Source organism: Vannielia litorea, assembly GCF_900142295.1.
GTDB lineage: Bacteria > Pseudomonadota > Alphaproteobacteria > Rhodobacterales > Rhodobacteraceae > Vannielia > Vannielia litorea.
This window is the reverse complement of the sequence record NZ_FSRL01000001.1, coordinates 2,010,595-2,030,807: the sequence shown is the minus strand read 5'-3', so window position 1 is coordinate 2,030,807 and position 20,213 is coordinate 2,010,595. Positions and strand designations below refer to the sequence as shown.

Annotated in this window: 19 protein-coding genes; 10 read left to right on the top strand and 9 right to left on the bottom strand. The window is 68.1% G+C overall.

Annotated features, from left to right (window positions below; genetic code table 11):
- Positions 1 to 33: 33 nt before the first annotated feature.
- The 5 genes from BUR94_RS10055 (at position 34) to BUR94_RS10035 (ending at position 5,757) form a co-directional block, all read left to right on the top strand.
- The gene (locus BUR94_RS10055; RefSeq protein WP_074256116.1) at positions 34 to 2,355 is read left to right on the top strand and encodes a DUF4962 domain-containing protein; all 2,322 of its coding nucleotides are present in this window, start codon (positions 34 to 36) and stop codon (positions 2,353 to 2,355) included.
- A 21-nt stretch (positions 2,356 to 2,376) separates the two neighbouring features.
- Positions 2,377 to 2,709, top strand: a complete 333-nt coding sequence (locus BUR94_RS10050) for a cupin domain-containing protein (protein WP_074256115.1) — start codon at positions 2,377 to 2,379, stop codon at positions 2,707 to 2,709.
- A gap of 38 nt (positions 2,710 to 2,747) precedes the next feature.
- Positions 2,748 to 3,632 (top strand): NAD(P)-dependent oxidoreductase, encoded by an 885-nt coding sequence (locus BUR94_RS10045; RefSeq protein ID WP_074256114.1) that lies wholly within the window; start codon positions 2,748 to 2,750, stop codon positions 3,630 to 3,632.
- Positions 3,633 to 3,729: 97 nt separating this feature from the next.
- A complete protein-coding gene (locus tag BUR94_RS10040) occupies positions 3,730 to 4,473 on the top strand; it encodes a ribonuclease activity regulator RraA (protein WP_074256113.1) in 744 nt (247 codons plus the stop codon).
- A gap of 102 nt (positions 4,474 to 4,575) precedes the next feature.
- A complete protein-coding gene (locus BUR94_RS10035; protein WP_217694045.1) occupies positions 4,576 to 5,757 on the top strand; it encodes an alpha-hydroxy acid oxidase in 1,182 nt (393 codons plus the stop codon).
- Here BUR94_RS10035 and BUR94_RS10030 read toward each other — a convergent pair.
- The 3 genes from BUR94_RS10030 to BUR94_RS10020 are packed head-to-tail and all read right to left on the bottom strand — an operon-like array spanning position 5,754 to position 8,595.
- On the bottom strand, positions 5,754 to 6,218 hold the full coding sequence (locus BUR94_RS10030; RefSeq protein WP_084192980.1) for a GNAT family N-acetyltransferase: 465 nt from the start codon (positions 6,216 to 6,218) through the stop codon (positions 5,754 to 5,756). The genes BUR94_RS10035 and BUR94_RS10030 overlap by 4 nt on opposite strands.
- The gene (gene manD / locus BUR94_RS10025; RefSeq protein ID WP_074256111.1) at positions 6,206 to 7,432 is read right to left on the bottom strand and encodes a D-mannonate dehydratase ManD; all 1,227 of its coding nucleotides are present in this window, start codon (positions 7,430 to 7,432) and stop codon (positions 6,206 to 6,208) included. The genes BUR94_RS10030 and manD overlap by 13 nt, the downstream gene beginning before the upstream one ends.
- A gap of 23 nt (positions 7,433 to 7,455) precedes the next feature.
- Positions 7,456 to 8,595: a Gfo/Idh/MocA family protein gene (locus tag BUR94_RS10020; protein ID WP_074256110.1), complete on the bottom strand. Its 1,140-nt coding sequence runs from the start codon at positions 8,593 to 8,595 to the stop codon at positions 7,456 to 7,458.
- 395 nt (positions 8,596 to 8,990) lie between these two features.
- Here BUR94_RS10020 and BUR94_RS10015 point away from each other — a divergent pair, with 395 nt between their 5' ends.
- The 4 genes from BUR94_RS10015 to BUR94_RS10000 all read left to right on the top strand — a co-directional run bounded on the left by BUR94_RS10015 (position 8,991) and on the right by BUR94_RS10000 (position 13,334).
- Positions 8,991 to 9,758, top strand: a complete 768-nt coding sequence (locus BUR94_RS10015; protein ID WP_074256109.1) for an SDR family NAD(P)-dependent oxidoreductase — start codon at positions 8,991 to 8,993, stop codon at positions 9,756 to 9,758.
- Positions 9,759 to 9,774: 16 nt separating this feature from the next.
- Positions 9,775 to 10,506, top strand: a complete 732-nt coding sequence (locus tag BUR94_RS10010) for a GntR family transcriptional regulator (protein ID WP_074256108.1) — start codon at positions 9,775 to 9,777, stop codon at positions 10,504 to 10,506.
- A gap of 35 nt (positions 10,507 to 10,541) precedes the next feature.
- Positions 10,542 to 11,495 carry a TAXI family TRAP transporter solute-binding subunit gene (locus BUR94_RS10005; protein ID WP_074256107.1) on the top strand — a complete coding sequence of 318 codons (954 nt, stop codon included), beginning with the start codon at positions 10,542 to 10,544 and terminating at the stop codon, positions 11,493 to 11,495.
- Positions 11,496 to 11,570: 75 nt separating this feature from the next.
- Entirely contained in the window at positions 11,571 to 13,334 is a 1,764-nt protein-coding gene (locus tag BUR94_RS10000; RefSeq protein WP_074256106.1) for a TRAP transporter permease, read from the top strand.
- A gap of 68 nt (positions 13,335 to 13,402) precedes the next feature.
- Here BUR94_RS10000 and BUR94_RS09995 read toward each other — a convergent pair whose 3' ends face one another.
- The 4 genes from BUR94_RS09995 to ectA are packed head-to-tail and all read right to left on the bottom strand — an operon-like array spanning position 13,403 to position 17,116.
- A complete protein-coding gene (locus BUR94_RS09995; RefSeq protein ID WP_074256105.1) occupies positions 13,403 to 14,833 on the bottom strand; it encodes an aspartate kinase in 1,431 nt (476 codons plus the stop codon).
- Position 14,834: 1 nt separating this feature from the next.
- Complete coding sequence (locus BUR94_RS09990; RefSeq protein WP_074256104.1) at positions 14,835 to 15,239, bottom strand: ectoine synthase; 405 nt, start codon at positions 15,237 to 15,239, stop codon at positions 14,835 to 14,837.
- 4 nt (positions 15,240 to 15,243) lie between these two features.
- Entirely contained in the window at positions 15,244 to 16,536 is a 1,293-nt protein-coding gene (gene ectB, locus BUR94_RS09985) for a diaminobutyrate--2-oxoglutarate transaminase (RefSeq protein ID WP_074256103.1), read from the bottom strand.
- A gap of 46 nt (positions 16,537 to 16,582) precedes the next feature.
- Positions 16,583 to 17,116, bottom strand: a complete 534-nt coding sequence (gene ectA, locus BUR94_RS09980) for a diaminobutyrate acetyltransferase (RefSeq protein ID WP_074256102.1) — start codon at positions 17,114 to 17,116, stop codon at positions 16,583 to 16,585.
- Positions 17,117 to 17,343: 227 nt separating this feature from the next.
- Here ectA and BUR94_RS09975 point away from each other — a divergent pair, with 227 nt between their 5' ends.
- Entirely contained in the window at positions 17,344 to 17,850 is a 507-nt protein-coding gene (locus tag BUR94_RS09975) for a MarR family winged helix-turn-helix transcriptional regulator (RefSeq protein ID WP_074256101.1), read from the top strand.
- A gap of 9 nt (positions 17,851 to 17,859) precedes the next feature.
- On the opposite strand, the gene BUR94_RS09970 is transcribed toward BUR94_RS09975, so the two are convergent.
- Positions 17,860 to 18,495 carry a L,D-transpeptidase gene (locus BUR94_RS09970; RefSeq protein WP_074256100.1) on the bottom strand — a complete coding sequence of 212 codons (636 nt, stop codon included), beginning with the start codon at positions 18,493 to 18,495 and terminating at the stop codon, positions 17,860 to 17,862.
- Between the two features lie 103 nt (positions 18,496 to 18,598).
- On the bottom strand, positions 18,599 to 20,212 hold the full coding sequence (locus tag BUR94_RS09965; protein WP_074256099.1) for a long-chain fatty acid--CoA ligase: 1,614 nt from the start codon (positions 20,210 to 20,212) through the stop codon (positions 18,599 to 18,601).
- Position 20,213: the final 1 nt, after the last annotated feature.

Genomic DNA, 20,213 nt, shown 5'->3' with positions numbered 1-20,213 from the left:
CTCTCTTCCTCCCGACAGACAGAAGGCCCCCTCATGTCCGCAACGACGATCCCCGCGCTCGACGAGCCCAAGGCCGGCCGACTGACCGTCCAGTACGCCCCCGACGCCGCAAGCGAGGTCGTCGAGAATCCGCCGCGCTTCACCTGGCTGCCGGTGATCGAGGACGAGGCCACCTATGTGCTGCGGCTGTCGACCGACCCCAGGTTTCCCGCCAGGGACACGCTGACCTTCGCGCAGATCCCGCTGAACTTCTTCACGCCCGACAAGGTGCTGGCCCCCGGCACCTGGCACTGGTCCTACGCCGTCTGCGACCCCTCCACCGGCAAGCCCGCCAGCAGCTGGAGCAGCACCCGCAGCTTCACCCTGGAGGAGGGGCTCCCCGAGAGCCCGCTGCCCTCGCGCGACGACCGGCTGAAGGGCACCACCACAGCCCACCCCCGGCTCTGGCTCACCCCCGACCGGCTGGCCGAGTTCCGCAAGGCGGTGAAGGCCGACCCGGACCATTGCAGCTGGGCGACCTTCTACGAAAGATCCGTGCTGCCCTGGATGGACCGCGAGGTGATGACCGAGCCGGCGGGCTACCCCGGCCACCAGCGCACCGCGCCGGTCTGGCGGCAGACCTACATCGAGCTGCAGGAGCTGCTCTACGCCGTGCGCCATCTCGCCATCGGCGGGCAGGTCACCGGCGACGAGGCGATGCTCGCCCGCGCCAAGGCCTGGCTGCTCGAGGCCGCCTCCTGGGATCCGATGGGCGTGACCTCACGCGCCTATACCGATGAATGGGCCTATCGCGTCACCAACGCGCTGGCCTGGGGCTACGACTGGCTCCACGACCAGATGACCGAGGACGAGCGCGCCCGTGTCCGCGCCGCGCTGCTGGCGCGCACCCGCGACATCGCCGAGCACGCCATCGTCAACGCCAAGATCCACCTCTTTCCCTACGACAGCCACGCCGTCCGCTCCGTCTCCCTCACCCTGATCCCGGCCTGCATCGCGCTTCTGGGCGACGACGAGGCCGACGAGGCGCGGGGCTGGCTGCACTACTGCATCGAGTTTCTCGCCGGGCTCTACTCGCCCTGGGGCGATGCCGATGGCGGCTGGGCCGAGGGCACAAATTACTGGATGATGGGCATGGCCTATCTCATCGAGGCCGCCAACCGGCTGAAGAGCTTCGCCGGAATCGACCTCTACAAGCGCCCCTTCTTCCGCAACACCGGGGATTTCCCGCTGTTCTGCAAGGCGCCCAACACCCGCCGCGCCACCTTCGGCGACGACAGCACGCAAGGCGACCTGCCCTGCATCAAGACCGGCATCAACCTGCGCCAGTACGCGGGCGTCACCGGCAACGGCGCCTACCAGTGGTATCACGAGGAGCTGGCCCGGCTGAACCCGGGCACCGAGGGCGCCTTCTACAACTGGGGCTGGTGGGACACCAATTTCGACGAGCTGACCTATCTCACCGATTACCCGCAGGTCGAGGCCACCGCGCCCGAGAGCGGCTTCCGCCACTTCCGCGGCATCGGCTGGGTCGGCATCCAGCACGCGATGGCCGATCCCGACGAGCACATCCACTTCGTCTTCAAGTCCTCCCGCTTCGGCTCGATCAGCCACAGCCACGGCGACCAGAACGCCTTCTGCCTGTCGGCCTATGGCGAGGATCTGGCGATCCAGTCGGGCTACTACGTGGCCTTCAACTCCTCCATGCACCGTCTCTGGCGGCGGCAGACCCGCTCCAAGAACGCGATCCTGATCAACGGCAAGGGGCAATACGCCGAAAAGGACAAGACCAAGGCCATGGCCGCCACCGGCCGCATCCTCGCCGCCGAGCAGCGTGAGGATCACATCTACATCAAGGGCGATGCCACCGCCGCCTACCAGAGCCTCTCGCCCGAGGTCACCCTGGCCGAGCGCGAGGTGTATTTCGTGCAGAACAGCTACTTCGTGATCGTCGACAAGGTCGATGCGAAAACCCCGGTGACCGTCGACTGGCTGCTGCACGCCAACGGCGAATACGAGCTGGGCAAGACCTCCTTCCGCTACACCGGCCAACGCGCGGGCTTCTACGGCCAGGTCGTCTGGTCGGAGGCGGGCAAGCCGCAGCTCAGCCAGGAAACCGGCTTTCCCGGCGTGGACCCGGCCGATTACGAGGGCCTGCCGGTCAGCACCTGCCTGCACGCGCAATATCCGGCCGCCACCCGCCACCGCATCGCCACCCTGCTGGTGCCCTACAAGCTGAGCGAGCCGCGCCGGATCTTCAACTTCATGGACGACCAGGGCTACGACGCCGACCTCTACTTCTCCGACGCCGACGAGAACACCTTCAAGGTCGTCATGAAGAAACTCGCCAACACCTGACGCCGACCGCAGGAGACCCGAATGACCGTGAAAAACCACTTTCCTGCCAGCGAGACCGAGCTCTTCGATGCCGGCGGCGGGCTGACCCGCAGGGTTGGCGCCTATGCCGACAACGCGATGATCGTCGAGGTGCACTTCGAGAAGGGCGCCAACTTCGCGCCCCACCACCACCCGCACGAGCAGATCACCTATGTGATCTCGGGCCGCTTCGAGTTCACCATCGGTGACAAGACCTATGTCGTCGGGCCGGGGGACTCGCTCTACAAGCAGCCCAACGTCGTGCACGGCGCCACCTGTCTCGAGGCGGGCACGCTGCTGGATGTCTTCACACCGCACCGCGAAGACTTTCTCTGATTTCCGGATATTCAAACAATTACAAGGGAGTGCACGGCATGTCCAAACCTGTCATCGGCTTCATCGGCCTCGGCCTCATGGGCGGCAACATGGTGGAGAACCTTCAGAAGCGCGGCTACGAGCTGGTCGTCATGGATCTGAACAAGGACGCGGTGAAGGCCGTGCTCGATCGCGGCAACGCCCGTGAGGCCGCAACGCCCCGCGAGCTGGCCGAGAGCGTCGATATCGTCATGCTCTGCCTCACCACCTCCGACGTGGTCGAAAAGGTCGTCTACGGCGACGATGGCATCATCGCCGGCATCAAGGAGGGCGCGGTGCTGATCGACTACGGCACCTCGATCCCCGCCTCCACCCGCCGCATCGGCGCCGATCTCGCCTCGATGGGCGCCGGCATGATCGACGCGCCCCTGGGCCGCACGCCCGCCCACGCCAAGGACGGGCTGCTCAACATCATGGCCGCGGGCGACAAGGAGACCTTCGAGAAGGTCAAGCCGGTGCTCGACGAGCAGGGCGAGAACGTCTTCTACCTGGGCGCGCTGGGCGCGGGGCATACCACCAAGCTCATCAACAACTTCATGGGCATGACCACCGTCTGCACCATGAGCCAGGCCTTCGCCGTGGCCGAGCGCGCCGGGGTCGACCGGGCACAGCTCTACGAGATCATGTCCACCGGCCCCTCCAACTCGCCCTTCATGGGCTTTTGCAAGAACTACGCCGTGGACGGGGTGAGCGACCTGGGCTTCTCGATCAACAACGCCAACAAGGATCTGGGCTATTTCCTCGAGATGGCCGAAGACCTCGGCACCCGCGCCGAGATCGCCGAGGGCACCTCGCACAACCTCGAGGCCGCCGTGGCCGCCGGGCTGGGCGAGGGCAACGTGCCCGAGATCTACGACTACTTCCTGAAGCTCGAACGCGGCTAGGGCAGGGCGGCCCGCCTGCCGCCTGGCCGCGCCGCGCCCTCGGGGAGCGGCGCGGCGCCCGTCCTTGCCCCTGCCTGCCAATCCCAGAGGAGGCCCCATGGCCAACCCCGCGCCAGCCGAAACCATCGCCCTCGACCCCGGCACGCTCGAGAAGCTGCGCCAGGCCAGCACCGCCACGGTGGCGACGCTGCTCTACAAGCGCGGCTACATGAACGCCTATATCCAGGGCGCGATGCCGCTGGCGCCCGGCAAGCCCACCATGGTCGGCCCGGCCTTCACCCTGCGCTACATCCCCGCCCGGCCCGACACCGACCCGATCGAGGCCTTCCGCGAGCGCGACCACCCGCAGCGCCTGGCCGTCGAGCAATGCCCCGAGGGCGCGGTGCTGGTGATGGACTGCCGCGGCGATGCCTCCGCGGCCTCCGCCGGCTCGATCCTGCTCACCCGACTCGAGATGCGCGGCTGCGCCGGTGTCGTCACCGATGGCGGCGTGCGCGATGCCGAAGGGGCCGCCGCGCTGGCCATGCCGGTCTACGCCGGCAAGCCCTCGGCCCCCACCAACCTGACCAAGCACCACGCGGTCGACATCGGCCTGCCCATCGCCTGCGGCGAGGTCGCGGTCTATCCCGGCGACATCCTGCTGGGCGATGGCGACGGGGTGATGGTGATCCCGCGCCACCTGGCCGACGAGGTCGCGGCAGAGGCCCTGCCGATGGAGGAGTTCGAGAGCTTCGTGCTGGAGCAGGTCCGCGCAGGCCATCCGATCATCGGCCTCTACCCGCCCACCGACCCGGAGGTGCAGGAGCGCTACAAGACGTGGCAGGCGACGCGCGCCGGATGAGACCCGGCACGCGCGGCGCCGCCTGGCCTCCCCCGGAGTGCCACCCTATGCTGGCCGCGAGAGGGAGGCAGGGATGAGCGCAACCGCAGGGGCATGGGGGCCATGATCGGCCGGGGCAGGGCGCTTGCCCGCATCTACGCACTGGAAGACTTCGAGCCGCTGGCCCGCCGCCACCTGCCGAGGCCGATCTTCGGCTATGTCTCCGGCGCGGCCGAGACCAACGCTTCCCTGGCCGACAATCGCGCGGCCTTTTCCGAGATCGGCCTGCTGCCCCGCGTCGGCGTCGATGTCTCCCCCCGCAGCCTCGCCACGCGGGTCATGGGGCTGGGCTTCGCCATGCCCTTCGGCATCGCCCCCATGGGGGTTTCGGCCCTCACCGCCTACCGGGGCGACCTCGTGCTCGCCCGCGCCGCCCGCGCGGCCTGCATCCCGATGATCGTCAGCGCCGCCTCGCTGATCCCGCTCGAGGAGATCACGGCCGAGGCTCCCGACGTGTGGTACCAGGCCTATTTTCCGCAGCACCTCTCCGATATCGCGGCGCTGCTGGAGCGGGTCGCCCGCGCCGGGGTCGAAACCCTCGTCGTCACCCTCGACAGCGCCGTGGTGCCCAGCCGCGAGAACAACCTGCGGTCGGGCTACCGCACGCCGCTGCGCCCCAACCTCGCGCTGCTCTGGCAGGGCATGAGCCACCCGCGCTGGGCGCTCGGCACCTTCCTGCGGACCTACCTGCAAAACGGGCCGCCCCATTTCGAGAACGCCACCGCCACCCGCGGCGCGCCACTGCTCTCCCGGCAGGCGGTGCGGGATTTCTCGGGGCGGGAGTTCCTGAGCTGGGAGCTGTTGGCAGAGGTCCGCAAGCTCTGGACGGGTCGCATGGTGCTCAAGGGCATCCTCCACCCCGATGACGTGGCCCGCGCCAGGGCGCTGGGGGCCGAGGGGGTGATCCTCTCCAACCACGGCGGCCGCCAGCTCGATGGCGCCGTGGCCCCGCTGCGGGTGCTGGGCGCGGCCCTGGAGCGGGCGGGCGACATGGCGGTGATGATCGACGGCGGCATCCTGCGCGGCACCGATATCCTCAAGGCCATGGCGCTCGGCGCGGCCTTCACCTTCATCGGCCGCCCGATGAACTACGCCGCCGCCGTGGCGGGCGAGGCCGGAGTGGCCCATGCCATCGCGCTGATGCGGGTGCAGCTGCGGGCCGACCTCGGGATGCTGGGGGTGCTGGGGCTGGAGGATCTTGGCCCTTCGCTGCTCCATACGGGCGGTTTCAGGGCGGTCCCCTAGCCTGACAGCGCCCGCCACTCCATCCGCACATCCGGCGTCTGCTCTTCGTTGCCAGCCCCATTCGTCAGCTCGACCTCCTCGAAGCCGTGGCGGGCGTAGAAGGCGCGCGCCATGGCGTTGCCTTGAAAGGTCCAAAGCCGGAGGAAGGGCGACGCTGCCCTGGCCTTCGCCAAGAGCGCCGTGCCGATCCCCTGATGCCAGTGCGAGGGCGCGATGTAGAGGTGGTCGATCCAGTCGCCCTTGATGGCGATGAAGCCCACCGCCGTCTCGCCGTCACAGGCCACCCAGACCTCCTGCGTCGGGATCACCCGGTCGCGCAGGTAACCCTGCAGGCCCTCGACCCCATGCAGCACCGGCAGCCAGGGCATGGCCTCCGTGCGGGCGCCGCGATGGATGAGGGCCAGCGCGGGGGCATCCTCCGGCCTTGCAGGGCGCAGGGCGATCGGGCTCAGTAGTTCCACATCGTGCCGTCCTCCAGCCGCACGACCGGGTGACTGCCGGGCTTGTACTCGTAGCGCGCGGCTTCCCCCTCGTCAAAGTCCACCCCAAGGCCCGGCGCGTCCGACACGTGGACCATGCCGTTCTCCAACCGGTGCTCCGAGGGGAACAGCGCGTCGCATTCCTCCGTGCCCAGCACGAGGTATTCCTGGATGCCGAAGTTCGGCGCCCAGGCGTTGAGATGCGCCTGCGCGGCCATGCAGAGCGGCGAGTGGCTGGGCGCGCCGTGAAAGCCGGTGCGCACGTGGTGCAGCCCGGCGAGGTCGACGATTCGCTTCACATGGGTGATCCCGCCGGCATAGGTGACGGCCACGCGGATGAAGTCGATCAGCTCTTCCTCGATCAGCCTGTTGCACTCGAAGACCGAGTTGAACACCTCGCCGATCGCCACCGGCACGGTGGAATGCTGGCGCAGCAGCCGCAGCGCGGCCTGGTCCTCGGCCGGCGTCGGGTCTTCGAGCCAGAACAGCCCCGCAGGCTCCACCGCCTTGGCGAATTCCGCCGCCTCGCGCGGGGTGAGCCGGTGGTGGACGTCATGCAGCAGGTGCAGGTCGGGGCCGAAGCGGTCGCGGATCTCCATCAGCGCGCCGGGCATGTAGCGCATGTACTTGCCGGTGTCCCATGTCTCCACCTTGGGGCGGATGCCGGAGAAATCGGTGATGTAATGCTTGCCCTCGCCCGGCGCCTCGGGCACCGCGTAGCTCGCCGTCGGCATGCCGGGGATGCCGCATTGCACCCGCACCGCCTTGTAGCCCTGTTCGACGTAGTGGCTGATGCTGTCCATCAGGTCTTCGAGGTCGGAGCCGGTGGCATGGGCATAGCACATCGCCCCCTCCCGGCTCTTGCCGCCGAAGAGCTGGTAGAGCGGCAGGTTCGCCAGCTTGCCCTTGATGTCCCACAGCGCCATGTCGATCGCGCCGAAGGCTGCCATGGCGATGGGGCCGCGCCGGAAATAGGCGCCGCGATAGAAGAACTGCCAGATATCCTCGGAGTTGCGCGGGTCCATCCCGATGAGGTTGGGCACGAGATAGTCGCGCAGGTAGGCCGCGGGCAGGGTCTCTCGGTTGTTCAGCGAGGCATCGCCCAGCCCGTAGATCCCCTGGTCGGTCATGATCTTGAGCGTCACGTAGTTCTTGCCCGGCCCGCCCACGAAGACCTGTGCATCGGTGATTTTCACTTGGGTTTCCTCCCCGAAAAGGCTCAGCTCAGGCTGGCCACGTCCGTCCAGCCCGCGTTTGCGCGGATCACGTCGATGATCTGCTGGTATTCCGCGCCGTCGCGGAAGGTGGGGTAGGGCGACACCGCCTCGCCCCGGATATCGTCCACGAAATCCCGCGCCAGGATGTGCCAGCAGAGCTCGGTTTCGCCCTCCACCTGCGGCAGGCGCGCCGCGATCTCCTCGGGCAGCGCCTGCTCCTGCCAGTCGCCATTCGCGCCGCGCAGGTAAAGCTCCCGGCTGCCGTAGTGCCCCTTGATGTAGATCGCCCCCCCGGTGCCGTAAAACACGATGTGATCCTCGTGAAAGCGCGGCACCAGCCCGCCATGCTTGAACAGCACCGAAACCGGCTGCCGGGCCAGGGGGCTCTCCAGCCGCGCCAGCACCGTGTAGCTCCACTCCACGTCGCTCTCGCCCCATTGCAGCGCCGGGTCGTCGAGATCGCGCGGGATGAAGTCGCGCCGCGTGGCAAAGTTGTGCACCCCCTCCACGATGGGCGCGCGGCCCAGGTCGTCGCGCACCTCGCCCATGACCGAGAGGATCCTTTCGCCCACCACTGCGCAGGCGATGGAGAGCGTGTGGGTGAAGTTGTTGTTCAGCCGCCCGCCGCCATCGGCCCGGCGGTGCGACCAGCCGAAGGGGATGTTCCGCTCGAGGTTGAAATGCGAGATGCATTCGATCTCGGTGGGCTCGCCGATGGCACCCGCCTCCACCAGCGCCCTGGCGTGCTGAACGCTCGGCGTGTAGCGGTAGCTGGCGGCATAGGCCGTCTTCACGCCTTTCGCCGCCGCCAGGTCGCGCAGGGCCACCGCCGTCTGCCCGCTCTCGGTCATCGGCTTGTCGCAGAACACGTGGCACCCGGCCTCGATCGCCTGCCGGATCGGCTCGAAATGCGCGCCGCCGGGCGTGCCGATCGAGACGATGTCGGGTTTGCAGAGCCTGAGCGCCTCGGCCCAGTCGGTGCCGCCATGGGCAATGCCGAGCCGTCCCGCGACCTCCTCCACCACATGGGGCGTGCGCCCGACGATGCCGACAACCTCGGCACCGGCGGCGCGAAAGGCTTGCGCATGGCCTTCACCGGCAAAGCCGGTGCCGGCGATGAGGACTCTTGGAGATGTGGTCATGGGACACCCTGAAATGCTGACTAGTATACTAGAAGTCCAAGCGAGGAGATGCAAGCCGGCATGACCGTGTCAGCGCCCGGCACCGCCGCGCGGTTTCGCCCTGCCGTGCCAGCGCCGTGCAGCGCAGCCGATCCGCCCGTTCGCTCTCTCTCTGCGGAGCGCGCGGCTCTTGCGGCATGCCCCGGATTTCCCGGCGAAAGCGGCCATTGGCACTCATCGCCTTTCGCTGCCCCATGGGCGCGACAGGCGGCAATGATGCGTCCTGCCGGAGAGGCGGAGAGCAAGCCAAGGTCCGGCCCAAGGGCTGCCGCGCGCCATCCGTCGCCGAAAGATAATTGACAATCCGTCAAATCATATGATGAAAGTCGTTTTGATATGCTCATTAAAGGTCCGCGATGACCCAGCCGCAAGACACCCCGGACGGATCGCTCACACTGCTCGTGGGGGGCGCAGGCCGTATCGGGCGCGCGATTGCGGAGCGTCTCATCGACAAGGGGCGCCGTGTCGTCGTGCTCGACCTGCACCCCGCCGAGCTGGACGGGGTCGCGTTCATCGAAACCGACATTCGCAGCGACGCTTCCGTGGCCGAGGCCCTCGACCTCGTGGCGCGCCGCCATGGATCGGTCGATGCGCTGATCTGCGCTGCGGGCTACCTGTCGGGCGGCAACGTGCTGGAGCTGACCGAGGACGACATCGCCCGCCACTTCGAGGTCAACCTGCTGGGCGCGGTCCGGGTGTCGCAGAAGGTCGCCGCGGGCATGCGCGAGACCGGCGGCAAGATCCTCTTCATCTCGTCGATCCACGGCCAGATCGGCGTGCCCAACCGGGCGGCCTATGCGATGTCGAAGGCGGCGCTCGGGGCATGGTCGCGCGCGATGGCGGTGGAACTGGCACCGCACCGGATCCGGGTCAACGTCCTGGCGCCCGGCGCCGTCGATACCGGCGGCATGCACGACCCCGCGCAACGCGCCTTCTGGCAGGCCGAAACGCCCTCCGGCCGGGTTGCCAAGGTCGAGGAAATCGCCCGCTTCGCCGCACTGCTCACCTCCGACGAGGCGAGCTTCATGACCGGCCAGACCATCGCGGTGGACGGCGGGGCCAGCAACCTGCGTCCGCAGGGCCTGTCGCCTTCGCCCGGCCCGGTGGCGAGGCTCGGTGCATGAAGGGAGGGCAGGCGCGATGACCGAGATCCGCAAGTCGGCCGCGGGCAGCACCGTGGTGCACCAGCTGGCCGCTCAGATCCGGCGCGACATTGCACTCGGCATCCTGGAGCCCAACAGCCGGCTCAACATCGAGGGTCTCAAGCGCGAGCGGAAGGTCTCCCACCCCTCGATCCGCGAGGCGCTGGCGCTGCTGGCGGGCGAGGGCTACGTGCAGGCCGAGGGCAACAAGGGCTACCGGGTGCTCGCCTCCTCCCTCGAGGAGCTGCGCGACACGACCCGTCTGCGCGCCGAGCTCGAATGTCTCGGCTTCCGCTGGTCGATGGAGCGCAGCGATGCCGACTGGCGCGCCTCCGTGGTGGCCTGCCACCACACCCTGAGCGAGGTCGAAGCCGACATGGGCAGCGACCCGCGCGCCTTCGCCGTCGAGTGGGACGACCGCAACCGGCAGTTCCACTTCGCGCTGATCGGCAATTGCGGCTCGCCCCGGTTGATCGACACCGTGGCCACGCTCTACGATCTGACCCGGCGCTACAGGCTGATGGCCTATGCGCAGAACACCTCGTCCCGGCCCGACTGGCTGGTGCGCAGCCCGCGCGAGCATGGGGCCCTGAAGGATTTCGCGCTGAAGGGCGACGTGGCCGCCGGCGAGGCCGCGCTGCGTGCGCATATCACCAAGAGTTTCGCCGAACCCGATCTCGCGGTGCTGTCGTTTCCTGGCAGCAGTGCAAAAACCACGTCGGCCGGGTAGGCCGGCATCTGTCTGACACCCAAGGGAGGACCTCAATGCAACTCAAGACCCTCGCGGCCGTCGCCGCGACACTGATCGCGGCTGCGCCACTGGCGCAGGCCCAGGAGCGTATCACCTACAAGTCGGCCAAGTCCGGCTCGTCCTACTACCAGATGGGCGTCGAGATCGCCGAGGCCGTGAAGGCCGGCACCGATGGCGGCATGATCGTCACCATCGAGGAGAGCCAGGGCTCGGTGCAGAACGTGATGGAAGTCCGCGCCCGCGGCGGCGACTTTGTCTTCACCACCCCGCCGGCGCTCGTGGGCGCGGCCCAGGCGGGCGCTGGTGCCTTCGAAGGCAAGGGCGACCCGGCCTTCGACGAGATCCGCGCGCTCTTTCCGATCCCCTCGCTGACCATGCACTTCGTGATGTCCGAGGCGAGCGGCGTGACCGATCTCGCCGGCATGGAGGGCAAGACGGTGCTTCTGGGCAAGGGCTCTTTCGGGGCAACGGAAGGCGAGAAGTATCTCGAGCTCTTCGGACTGACCGGCAAGGTCAACCTCGCCGATGCCGAGCTGTCGAACGCCAATGACGCGCTGAAGAACGGGCAGATCGACGGCTTCGTCACCGCAGGCTCCTGGCCCGCGCCCAACGTGATCGAGGCCGCCGCCAGCACCGGCGTCACCGTGCTGTCGCTGAGCTACGAGCAGATCGCCCAGACCGGCCGCACCCGGCTGGTGATTCCGGCCGGCACCTATGCCGGGCAGGACGCCGACATCGTCACCACCTCCCTGCCGGTCGCCGCCTTCACCACCACCAAGATGAGCGACGAGGTGGCCTACCAGCTCACCAGGACCTTCTGGGAAGAGCGCGACCGCATGGCCGAGATCGCGCCCTGGTGGGCCGGTGTCGACCCCACGCTGATGGAGGCCGTCGAGGTCAAGTTCCATCCCGGCGCGCTGCGCTACTACGAAGAAGCCGGCATCGCCCTGAGCGACGCTCAAAAGTGATCCGGCGCGGTTGGCGGGCGCCGCTTTGGCCGCCCGCCACCACCGCCTTGCTCCCCAAACCATCGGACTCCCGACATGCGCCTCGCTGCCTTCCTGCTGGCGACCGTCCTGGTCGTATTCCATCTCGGTCTCGTGTTTTCGGGGCTGGTGCCCAACCTGATCTCGCGCCCGGTGCACCTGGCCCTTGCCCTGCCGTGGATCCTGCTGGTCCCGGGGCAGTCCGGGTGGCGGCGCATCAGCGGCATCGCCCTCACGGTGGTGGGGGTCGGCGCGGCGCTCTGGGTCGCACTCTCGAGCGAGCGGCTGGGCGACCAGTACGGCTTCATCGAGTCGGGCTTCCAGGTGGCCGTGGCGGTGGTGCTGCTCGGCGTCGTGCTCGAGGCGGCGCGCCGGGCCATCGGCTGGCCGCTGCCGCTGGTGGCGCTCCTGGCGCTGCTCTACGGCCTCTTCGGCCAGCATATTCCGGGCGAGTTCGGCCATTCCGGCACGCCGCTGCGCAGCTTTCTCGGCACGCTGACCATCGCCGAGGGCGGCATCTGGGGCAGCCTGACCGGCGTTTCGGTGAACGTGGTGGCGATCTTCGTCATCTTCGGCGCGGTGCTCAACGCGGGCGAGGCGGGGCAGGGGTTCATGAACCTCGCCTCCGCGGCGGCGGGCCGGCTGCGCGGCGGCGCGGCCAAGGTCTCGGTCCTCTCCTCGGCGCTCTTCGGCTCGATCTCCGGCTCGGCCTCGGCCAACGTCGCCTCCACCGGCGCGATCACCCTGCCCGCGATGACCCGGCTGGGCTACCCCAAGCGGCTCGCCGCGGCGGTCGAGGCGGTGGCCTCCTCGGGCGGCCAGATCATGCCGCCGCTGATGGGGGCAGGGGCCTTCGTGATGGTCGAGCTCACCGGCGTGCCCTACACCCAGATCATGGCCGCGGCCCTGCTGCCCGCAATCCTCTACTTCGTCGCGGTGTGGATCGGGGTCGATGCCTACGCCAGCCGCTACGACCTCAAGGGCATCGACGCCTCCGAGGCGCCGGGCTGGCGCGAAGTGCTGGTCACCTCCGCCTTCTTCGCCATCCCCTTCGCCGTGCTCCTCGTCGGGCTCTTCGTGATCCGGGTCACGCCGCAATACGCGGCCAGCCTCGCGATCCTCGCGGCCTTTGCGCTGCTCTTTTTCAACGCCAGGGGCCTCGGCAGCTGGCGCGGCACGGCGGAGCGGATCGAGAGCGCCTTCGTCAACGCCGCGCGGCAGGTGTCGATGATCGCGGCGATCATCATCTGCGCCTCGATCATCATCGGCGTGCTGGCCATCACCGGGCTCGGCGTCAAGATCACCTCGCTGATCCTGTCGGGCGCAGGCGGCATGCTCTGGCCCGCCCTGCTGCTGACGGCGCTGGCCTGCCTCGTGCTGGGCATGGAAGTGCCCACCACGGCGGCCTACGTCATTTGCGTGTCGGTCGCCGGCCCCGCCCTGCGCGAGCTCGGGCTCGACCTGCTGCAGGCCCATCTCTTCGTGTTCTGGTTCGCGCTGCTCTCGACCATCACGCCCCCCGTCTGCGGCGCGGTCTTCATCGCGGCGGGGATGATCGGGGAGAACTGGCTCAAGGTCGCTGTCACCGCAATGACCCTGGGCTTCGGGCTCTACATCATTCCGCTGGCGATGATCGCCAACCCCGCGCTCATCGGGCTCACCGCCACGCCGTTCCTGGCCATCGTCACCGCCCTGCAGATCGCGCTGGCCCTGGGGCTGATGTCGCTCGGCCTGATCCGCAGGCGGCTCGGGCCGTGGCGGCTGGTGCTGATCGCTGTCGGCCTGCTCGTCGTCTTCGCGCGGCCGCTTCTGGGCCTCTGAACGCCGGAGCCAGTCGGCCCGAACGGGCGGCTGGCTCCTGAAACCCCGAGACCGGGCCGGTCCGCCGCTCAGGCGGCGCGGGCCAGGCGCTCCGATCCCGCCTCCACCAGCGCATGATGCAGCGCCGAGATGGCCGGGTCGAGGTCATCGCGCTCGAGCACGAACTGAACATCCACGTTGCGCGGGCCCTGGGTGGCGCCGATGGCCTCCAGCCCCGCCCCGGCAATCGCCTGAAGGCCCCGCGTCAGCACCGAAAGGCCCGCCAGATCGCGCCCGATGGCCGAGGCGATGGCCACGGCCCGTGCCGAGATCTCGGCAGAGGGGTAGCGCGCGGCGAGGTCCTTCTCGACCCGGCGCAGCACCTTGGGCGAGGTGTCGACGTAATGGGTGATGGTGTTGGCGTTGGAGACCTTCGAGACGATCCGCACCCTGTGGCGGGTCAGCGCCTCGAGGATTGCGGCGTCGTAGCCCTTCACGCCCACCATGTCCTGCTCGAAGAGCTCGAAGGCATAGAGCTTCAGCCCGGTGACGATCTCCACCGCCGGGCTCTCGGCGGGGTGGTCGTCGATCAGCGTGCCGGGGTCTTCCGGCTCGAAGGCATTGGTCACCCGCAGCGGCACCTCGGCCTGGCGCAGGGTCTTGGCCGCCTTGGGGTGGATCGCCTCCATCCCGAGGTTCGAAAGCTGGTCGGCCACGTCGTAATTGGTGCGCCCGAGCTTGCGGGCAGCACCCGGCCCGACCAGGTTGGGATCGGCCGAGGAGAGGTGGAACTCCTTGTGAATGATCGCTTCGCGGGCGCCGGTGAGCGCGGCAAGCTGCGAGAAGGTCACTTCCGAATAGCCCCGGTCGAACTCGCTCATCAGCCCTTCGCGGCATTGCGCGTAGCCGGTGACGATGGGCATCTCGCGGGCAACGTCAACGCCCTTGAGCCCGGTGGTGATCCGCTCGGCCAGGTCCAGCCCGCCCTCATCGCGCCAGCCCGAAAGGTCGATGAACCGCGCCTTCACCCCGGCGCGCTGCAGCAGCAGTGTGGTGACATGGGCCGAATGCGCCTCGCCCAGCCCGGCCAGCAATTCGCGGGTGTGCGCGAGGTTCTCCGACAGCCGGAAGTGCCCGTGGCGGCAGAGCCGGCGCAGGTTCAGCAGGCTGGTGCGCGCGCCCTGGATGCGGTCGTCCACGAAGGCATCCGCCGTGGCACGGTCCTCGCCGTGGTCCAGCACGCGGGCGTTGGCGCCGCGCATGGCCTCGGCCACGGCGCTCAGCCGCGCCTCCCAGCCCTCGCCCAAGGCGTCGTCGTCGCGGGCATAGGCGGCATAGACACCGGGCTCGCCGGTCTTCTTGTGCTCCAGCAGCAGGTTGGTGATGCCGCCGAAGGCCGAGACCACGAAGACCCGGCCATAAAGCCCCTCCGTGCCGCGCCCTCCAAGGATGAGCGTGTCGCGCAGCTCGTGAATTCGGTCCATCGAGGTGCCGCCGATCTTTTCAACCGTATGGGTCATCTCAGGCCTCCACGGCCTCCTCGGCCGGCGCATAGGAGCCGTCCTCGCGGTGCACCTCGGTGCCGGTCACCGGAGGGTTGAAGCAGCAGGCCATCACCAGCTCCTCATCGGCCCGCAGGGTGTGCCGGTCGTGCTTGTCGAGCGCATACATGACGCCCGGCCTGATCGCATGGGTCTCGCCGGTGGCCAGATCGGTGATCGAGCCGGAGCCTTGCATGCAATAGACGCTCTCGAAGTGGTTCTTGTACTCGAAAGTGTGCTCCGAGCCGGCCTCGAGAAAGGTGATGTGAAACGAAAACCCCATGCCGTCCTGCGCCAGCAGCATCCGCACCGAGCTCCACTTCGCGTCATTCACCACGCGGTCGCGCTCGTTTTTCACGATCTCGTTGAAATCCCTGACAATCATCGGTTCACTCCGCTGCAATCTTGGCTGCGCTGTCCAGCACGCCACGGGCGGCGGTCAGCAGGATGTCGAAGCCTTCGTTGAAGGTCTCGACGGGGGTTGTGAGAGGGGCCAGCACCTTCACCACCTGGTCCTCGTTGCCCGAGGTCTCGATGACGAGGCCCAACTCGTAGGCGCGGGCGCAGATCGCGCTGGCAAGCTCGCCCGAGCCCACGTCGACGCCCTGCATCAGGCCACGGCCCTTGAGCGTGGCGCCCGGCACCAGCACGGCAAGCTCGGCCAGCCGGTCCAGGATCAGCCGCTGCTTCTCGGCCAGCTCCTGCTCGAAGGCCTCGTCGGCCCAGAACTTCTCGATCGCCACGCGGGCGGTCACGAAGGCATGGGTGTTGCCCCGGAAGGTGCCGTTGTGCTCGGCGGGGCCGAACACGTCGTGCTCCGGGCGCACCAGGAGGGCGGCGAAGGGCAGGCCGAATCCCGAGAGGCTCTTGGCCATCGTCACGATATCCGGCGTCACGCCCATCTCCTCGAAGGAGAAGAAGGTGCCGGTCCGGCCGCAGCCAGCCTGGATGTCGTCGATGATGAGCAGGGCGCCGTGCTTGCGGGCGATCGCCGCGATATGGCGCACCCACTCGGGGCTGGCGGCATTGAGCCCGCCTTCGCCCTGCACGGTCTCCAGGATGATCGCGGCGGGCGCGTCCACGCCGCCCGAGGCGTCAGAGAGCATCTGCTCCAGCTGCGCCGCGGTATCCACGCCCTCGCCGAAGTAGCCGTCAAACGGCATCCGGGTCACGCCGGCGAGGTCCATCGCCGCGCCGCCCCGGTGATAGCCGTTGCCGGTGGCCGCCAGCGCCCCCATCGTCACGCCGTGAAAGCCGTTGGTGAAGGCGATGATATTGCTGTGGCCAGTGACCTTGCGGGCGATCTTCATCGCCGCTTCCACCGCGTTCGCGCCGGTCGGGCCGGTGAACATGATCCGGTGATCCATGTCGCGCGGCGCGAGGATGTGGCGCTCGAAGGCCTCGATGAAGGCGGCCTTGGTGCTGGTGTGCAGGTCGAGCCCGTGGGCGATGCCGTCGCCGGTGATATGCTCCACCAGCGCGGCCTTCATGTCGGGGTCGTTGTGGCCGTAGTTCAGCGACGAACAGCCGGCCAGGAAGTCGATCCAGGCCTTGCCGTCGGCGTCGATCAGCTCCGAGCCGCGGCCCTTGGCAAACATCGCGGGCATCCCGCGGCAATAGGAACGGGCCGCGCTCTCGCGGCGTGTGAAGATGTCAGCGGTCTCTGTCATGTCCTTGGGCATGAGGAATCCTTTCGGGATCTGGTCCGGTCTGTTGGGGAGAGGTCGATCAGGCCGCGCGCGCCAGCGCACCGGGGGAGGGCAGGCTGATCGTCACCATGTGTTCGGTGTCGTGATGACCGTCGAAATGCGCGCCGCTCTCGAAGTGGGGCGCATCGGTCAGGGTGCCGCCGATCTCGCGGGCAAAGCTGCGAAACAGCCCCCAGGAGGCGGCATTGTCCTTGGTGATCGTGGTCTTGAGGTGGTCGGCGGCCTCGCAGGCATCGCGCCCGATCAACTCCAGAAGCATGGTCTTGCCTAGCCCGAGCCCCCGCGCCTTGGGGCTGACGGCCACCTGCCAGACAAAGAGCTCGTCGCTGTCGGGGATCATGTGGCCCGAGATCCAGCCCACGAGTTCGCCCTCCAGCTCGGCGACCACGCAGGTATCGCGAAAGTGGTCGGCCTGGATCAGGTTGGCATACATGGAGTTCTCGTCGAGCGGCTTGCAGGCTTTGACAAGCGCCCAGATCTCGGCCCCGTCGGTCTTCCGGGGTTTGCGCAGGCGCGGCGCGCGCGTGCAGGGGGCTGTCATGTCTTTCGGCATTCGCTTTGGTCCTCATATGCTTCGGGCCTCTAAGTAAAGCGCCACCGGGGGTATTTCAACATCCTAAGTAAAATTTCACCGAAACTTCATGTTTTGCCGCTACATGTTGTACCATTTGGGCGGAAGGCGTAGCATGTTTCCCGCCAATCTCCTAAGTCGGCCTAAGCACTCCGGGCGCGATACTTTGGGGATTGAAGTGAATTTGAGCCCCGTGGCACTCTCTGGCAATGACAGAGGCCGCCCCAGACCGCGTGGATGAAAGCCTGATCGCCCTCAGGCGCATCCTGCGTGCGATCACCCAGTACGACCGCGAGCTGGCGGCCGAGGCCGGCGTGACCCCGGCGCAGCTGCGAGTCCTGCAGATTCTCGCCTTTCATCCCGAGGGCAGCGCAACGCCCAAGGCGCTTTCGGTGCAGATGGGCGTGTCCCAGGCCACGGTCACCGCCATCATCGACAAGCTGCAAGCCACCGGGCACGTTACCCGCCAGAAATCCGAAACGGACCGGCGGCAGACCAACGTCACCATCTCGCATGCGGGGCGCGCCGCCCTGATCAACGCGCCCGACGCGCTTCAGCAGCGCTTCGTCACCGCCTTCAGCCAGATGCTGGACTGGGAGCAGGCGCAGCTGCTGGCCTCGCTGGAGCGGGTGGCCGCGATGCTCGACGCCGAAGACATCGACGCCTCTCCCGTGCTCACCGCCGGCGAGCTCGACATCGCCCCGAAGCAACCCTAGCCAGGCAGATCAGCCGCGGGTCACTTCCGGTTCGGCCGAGAGGTCCACGCCGCCGTTCTCGGAAGCGGGGTAGAGCACCACCTTGGCGTTCATCGGGGTGCGCCGGTAGAGGTGCACGATCTGGTTGTTCACCAGCCGCGCGCAGCCGTTCGACACCCGCTTGCCGATGGTCCGCGGGTCGTTGGTGCCATGGATGCGCAGGAAGGTATCGCCGATCTGCGGCTTGAAGAGGTAGAGCGCGCGGGCACCGAGCGGGTTGGCCGGGCCGCCGGGCATGCCGTCCTCGAACCGCTTGTACTGCGCGGGGTCGCGCTCGATCATGTCGGGCGTCGGCGTCCAGGCCGGCCACTGCTTGCGCGCCCCCACGAAAAAGGTGCCCGGCTCGTAGAGCCCCGGGCGGCCGATGCCGCAGGTATAGCGGATCGCGCGGCCGCCCCCGAGGGTGAGAAACAGCGCAAACCGGCTCGGGCTGACATGAATTTCCTGCGGCGCCAGGTCTTCCGACACGTTCACGTAATGCGGCAGCAGCTCGATCGGCAGTCCGTAGGGCTTGAGGGTCTCGTCAAAGGCAAGGGCAGGGGCCCCGGCCACAAAGGTGCCGCCAAGCAGCGCAGCACTGCCGGCAATAAAGTCTCGTCTCTTCATGTCACTCGAACCTTGGGCGTAAATTTTGGGGGAACATGCCCAAAACGGGCCCGAAACCCAAGCCCTTTGTGCGTTTGTTCACGCAGAGGTCAGGTTCCGCGGTTCAGCGGCCCGCCGCATATTGCCGCCGCAGCGTGAGCTTGGAGACCTTGCCGGTCGCCGTCAGCGGCAGCTCCTCGACGAAGAGAATGTCATCCGGCAGCTGCCAGCTGGCGAAGTGCGGCGCGAGCAGATCGCGCAACGCCTGCGGCTCCGGGGCCTCGCCCTTGGGCACCACCACCAGCATCGGGCGCTCGCCCCATTTTTCATGGGGCACGGCAATGGCGGCGCAATTGGTGACCTGCGGATGGCCCATCACCACGTTCTCCATGTCGATCGAGCTGATCCACTCGCCGCCCGACTTGATGAGATCCTTCGTCCGGTCGGTGATCGAGAGCACCCCGTCGGGGGTGATCCGGGCAATGTCGCCGGTGCCGAACCAGCCCTCCGCGTCGATCGCCTCGGCGCTGGCCTCGGCATTGTCGTAATAGCCCGCCGCGATGGTGTTGCCCCGCACGAAAAGCTCGCCCGTGGCCTTTCCGTCCTGCGGCAGCTCGGCGCCATCCTCTCCGACGAGCTTCATGTCCACCCCAAAGGCCCGGCGGCCCTGCTTCTGCTTGACGTCGAGCTTTTCGGCGAGTGGCCGGTCGGCCAGTCGGGGCGGCAGGTTGCCGATCGTCCCGATCGGGCTCATCTCGGTCATGCCCCAGGCGTGGCACACATCCACGCCCCGGGTCTCGAACCCCTCGATCATCGCCCGCGGTGCCGCCGAGCCGCCCACGACGAGGTGGCCAAAACCCTCCGGCAGCCGCCCCTGCGCCTCGATCTCCCGTTGCAGGCCCAGCCAGACCGTCGGCACGCCCCAGGCCGAGTAGACCCGCTCGCTGTCCATCAGCGAAAACAGCGAAGGCCCGTCGAGCCCCGGACCGGGCATCACCAGCGAGGCCCCGGTGAGCGGCGCCGAATAGGGCAGCCCCCAGGCGTTGACATGGAAGAGCGGCACGACCGGCAGGATCCGGCTGCCCTCGCGCAGCACCTTCGGCAGGCTGATCGCGGTGCAAAGCGCGTGCAGCACCGTCGAGCGGTGCGAGTAGAGCGTGCCCTTGGGGTTGCCTGTTGTTCCGGACGTGTAACAGAGCGCGGCGGCGGTGGTCTCGTCGAACTCCGGCCAGTCGAAATGCGCGGGCTGGCCCGCCAGCAGCGCCTCGTAGTTCAGGCACTCCACCCGGCTCTCGGGGTGCTTCTGCTCGTCCACCATCGCCACGTAACGCAGGCTCTCGGGAAACTGCGGCGCCAGTCCCTCGATGATCGGCAGGAAGGTGGTGTCGAAGAACAGCAGGCTGTCGCCCGCGTGGGTCACGATGTAGCCCATCTGCTCGGCCGAGAGCCGCGGGTTGATGGTGTGGCACACCGCGCCGATTCCGCTGATCGCGTAGTAAAGCTCGAAATGCCGGTAGCCGTTCCACGCCAGCGTCGCCACCCGGTCGCCCGGCCGGACGCCAAGCGCGCGCAGGGCATGGGCGAGCTTCGCCACCCGCACGGCGGTTTCGGGGTAGCTCTGGCGATGGATGTCGCCCTCCGTCCGGCGCGAGACGATCCCCTCGTCGGGAAAGATCTGCGCCGTATGGGCCAGGATGTCCGCGATCCGCAGCGGACGATGCATCATCAGGCCTTCCATG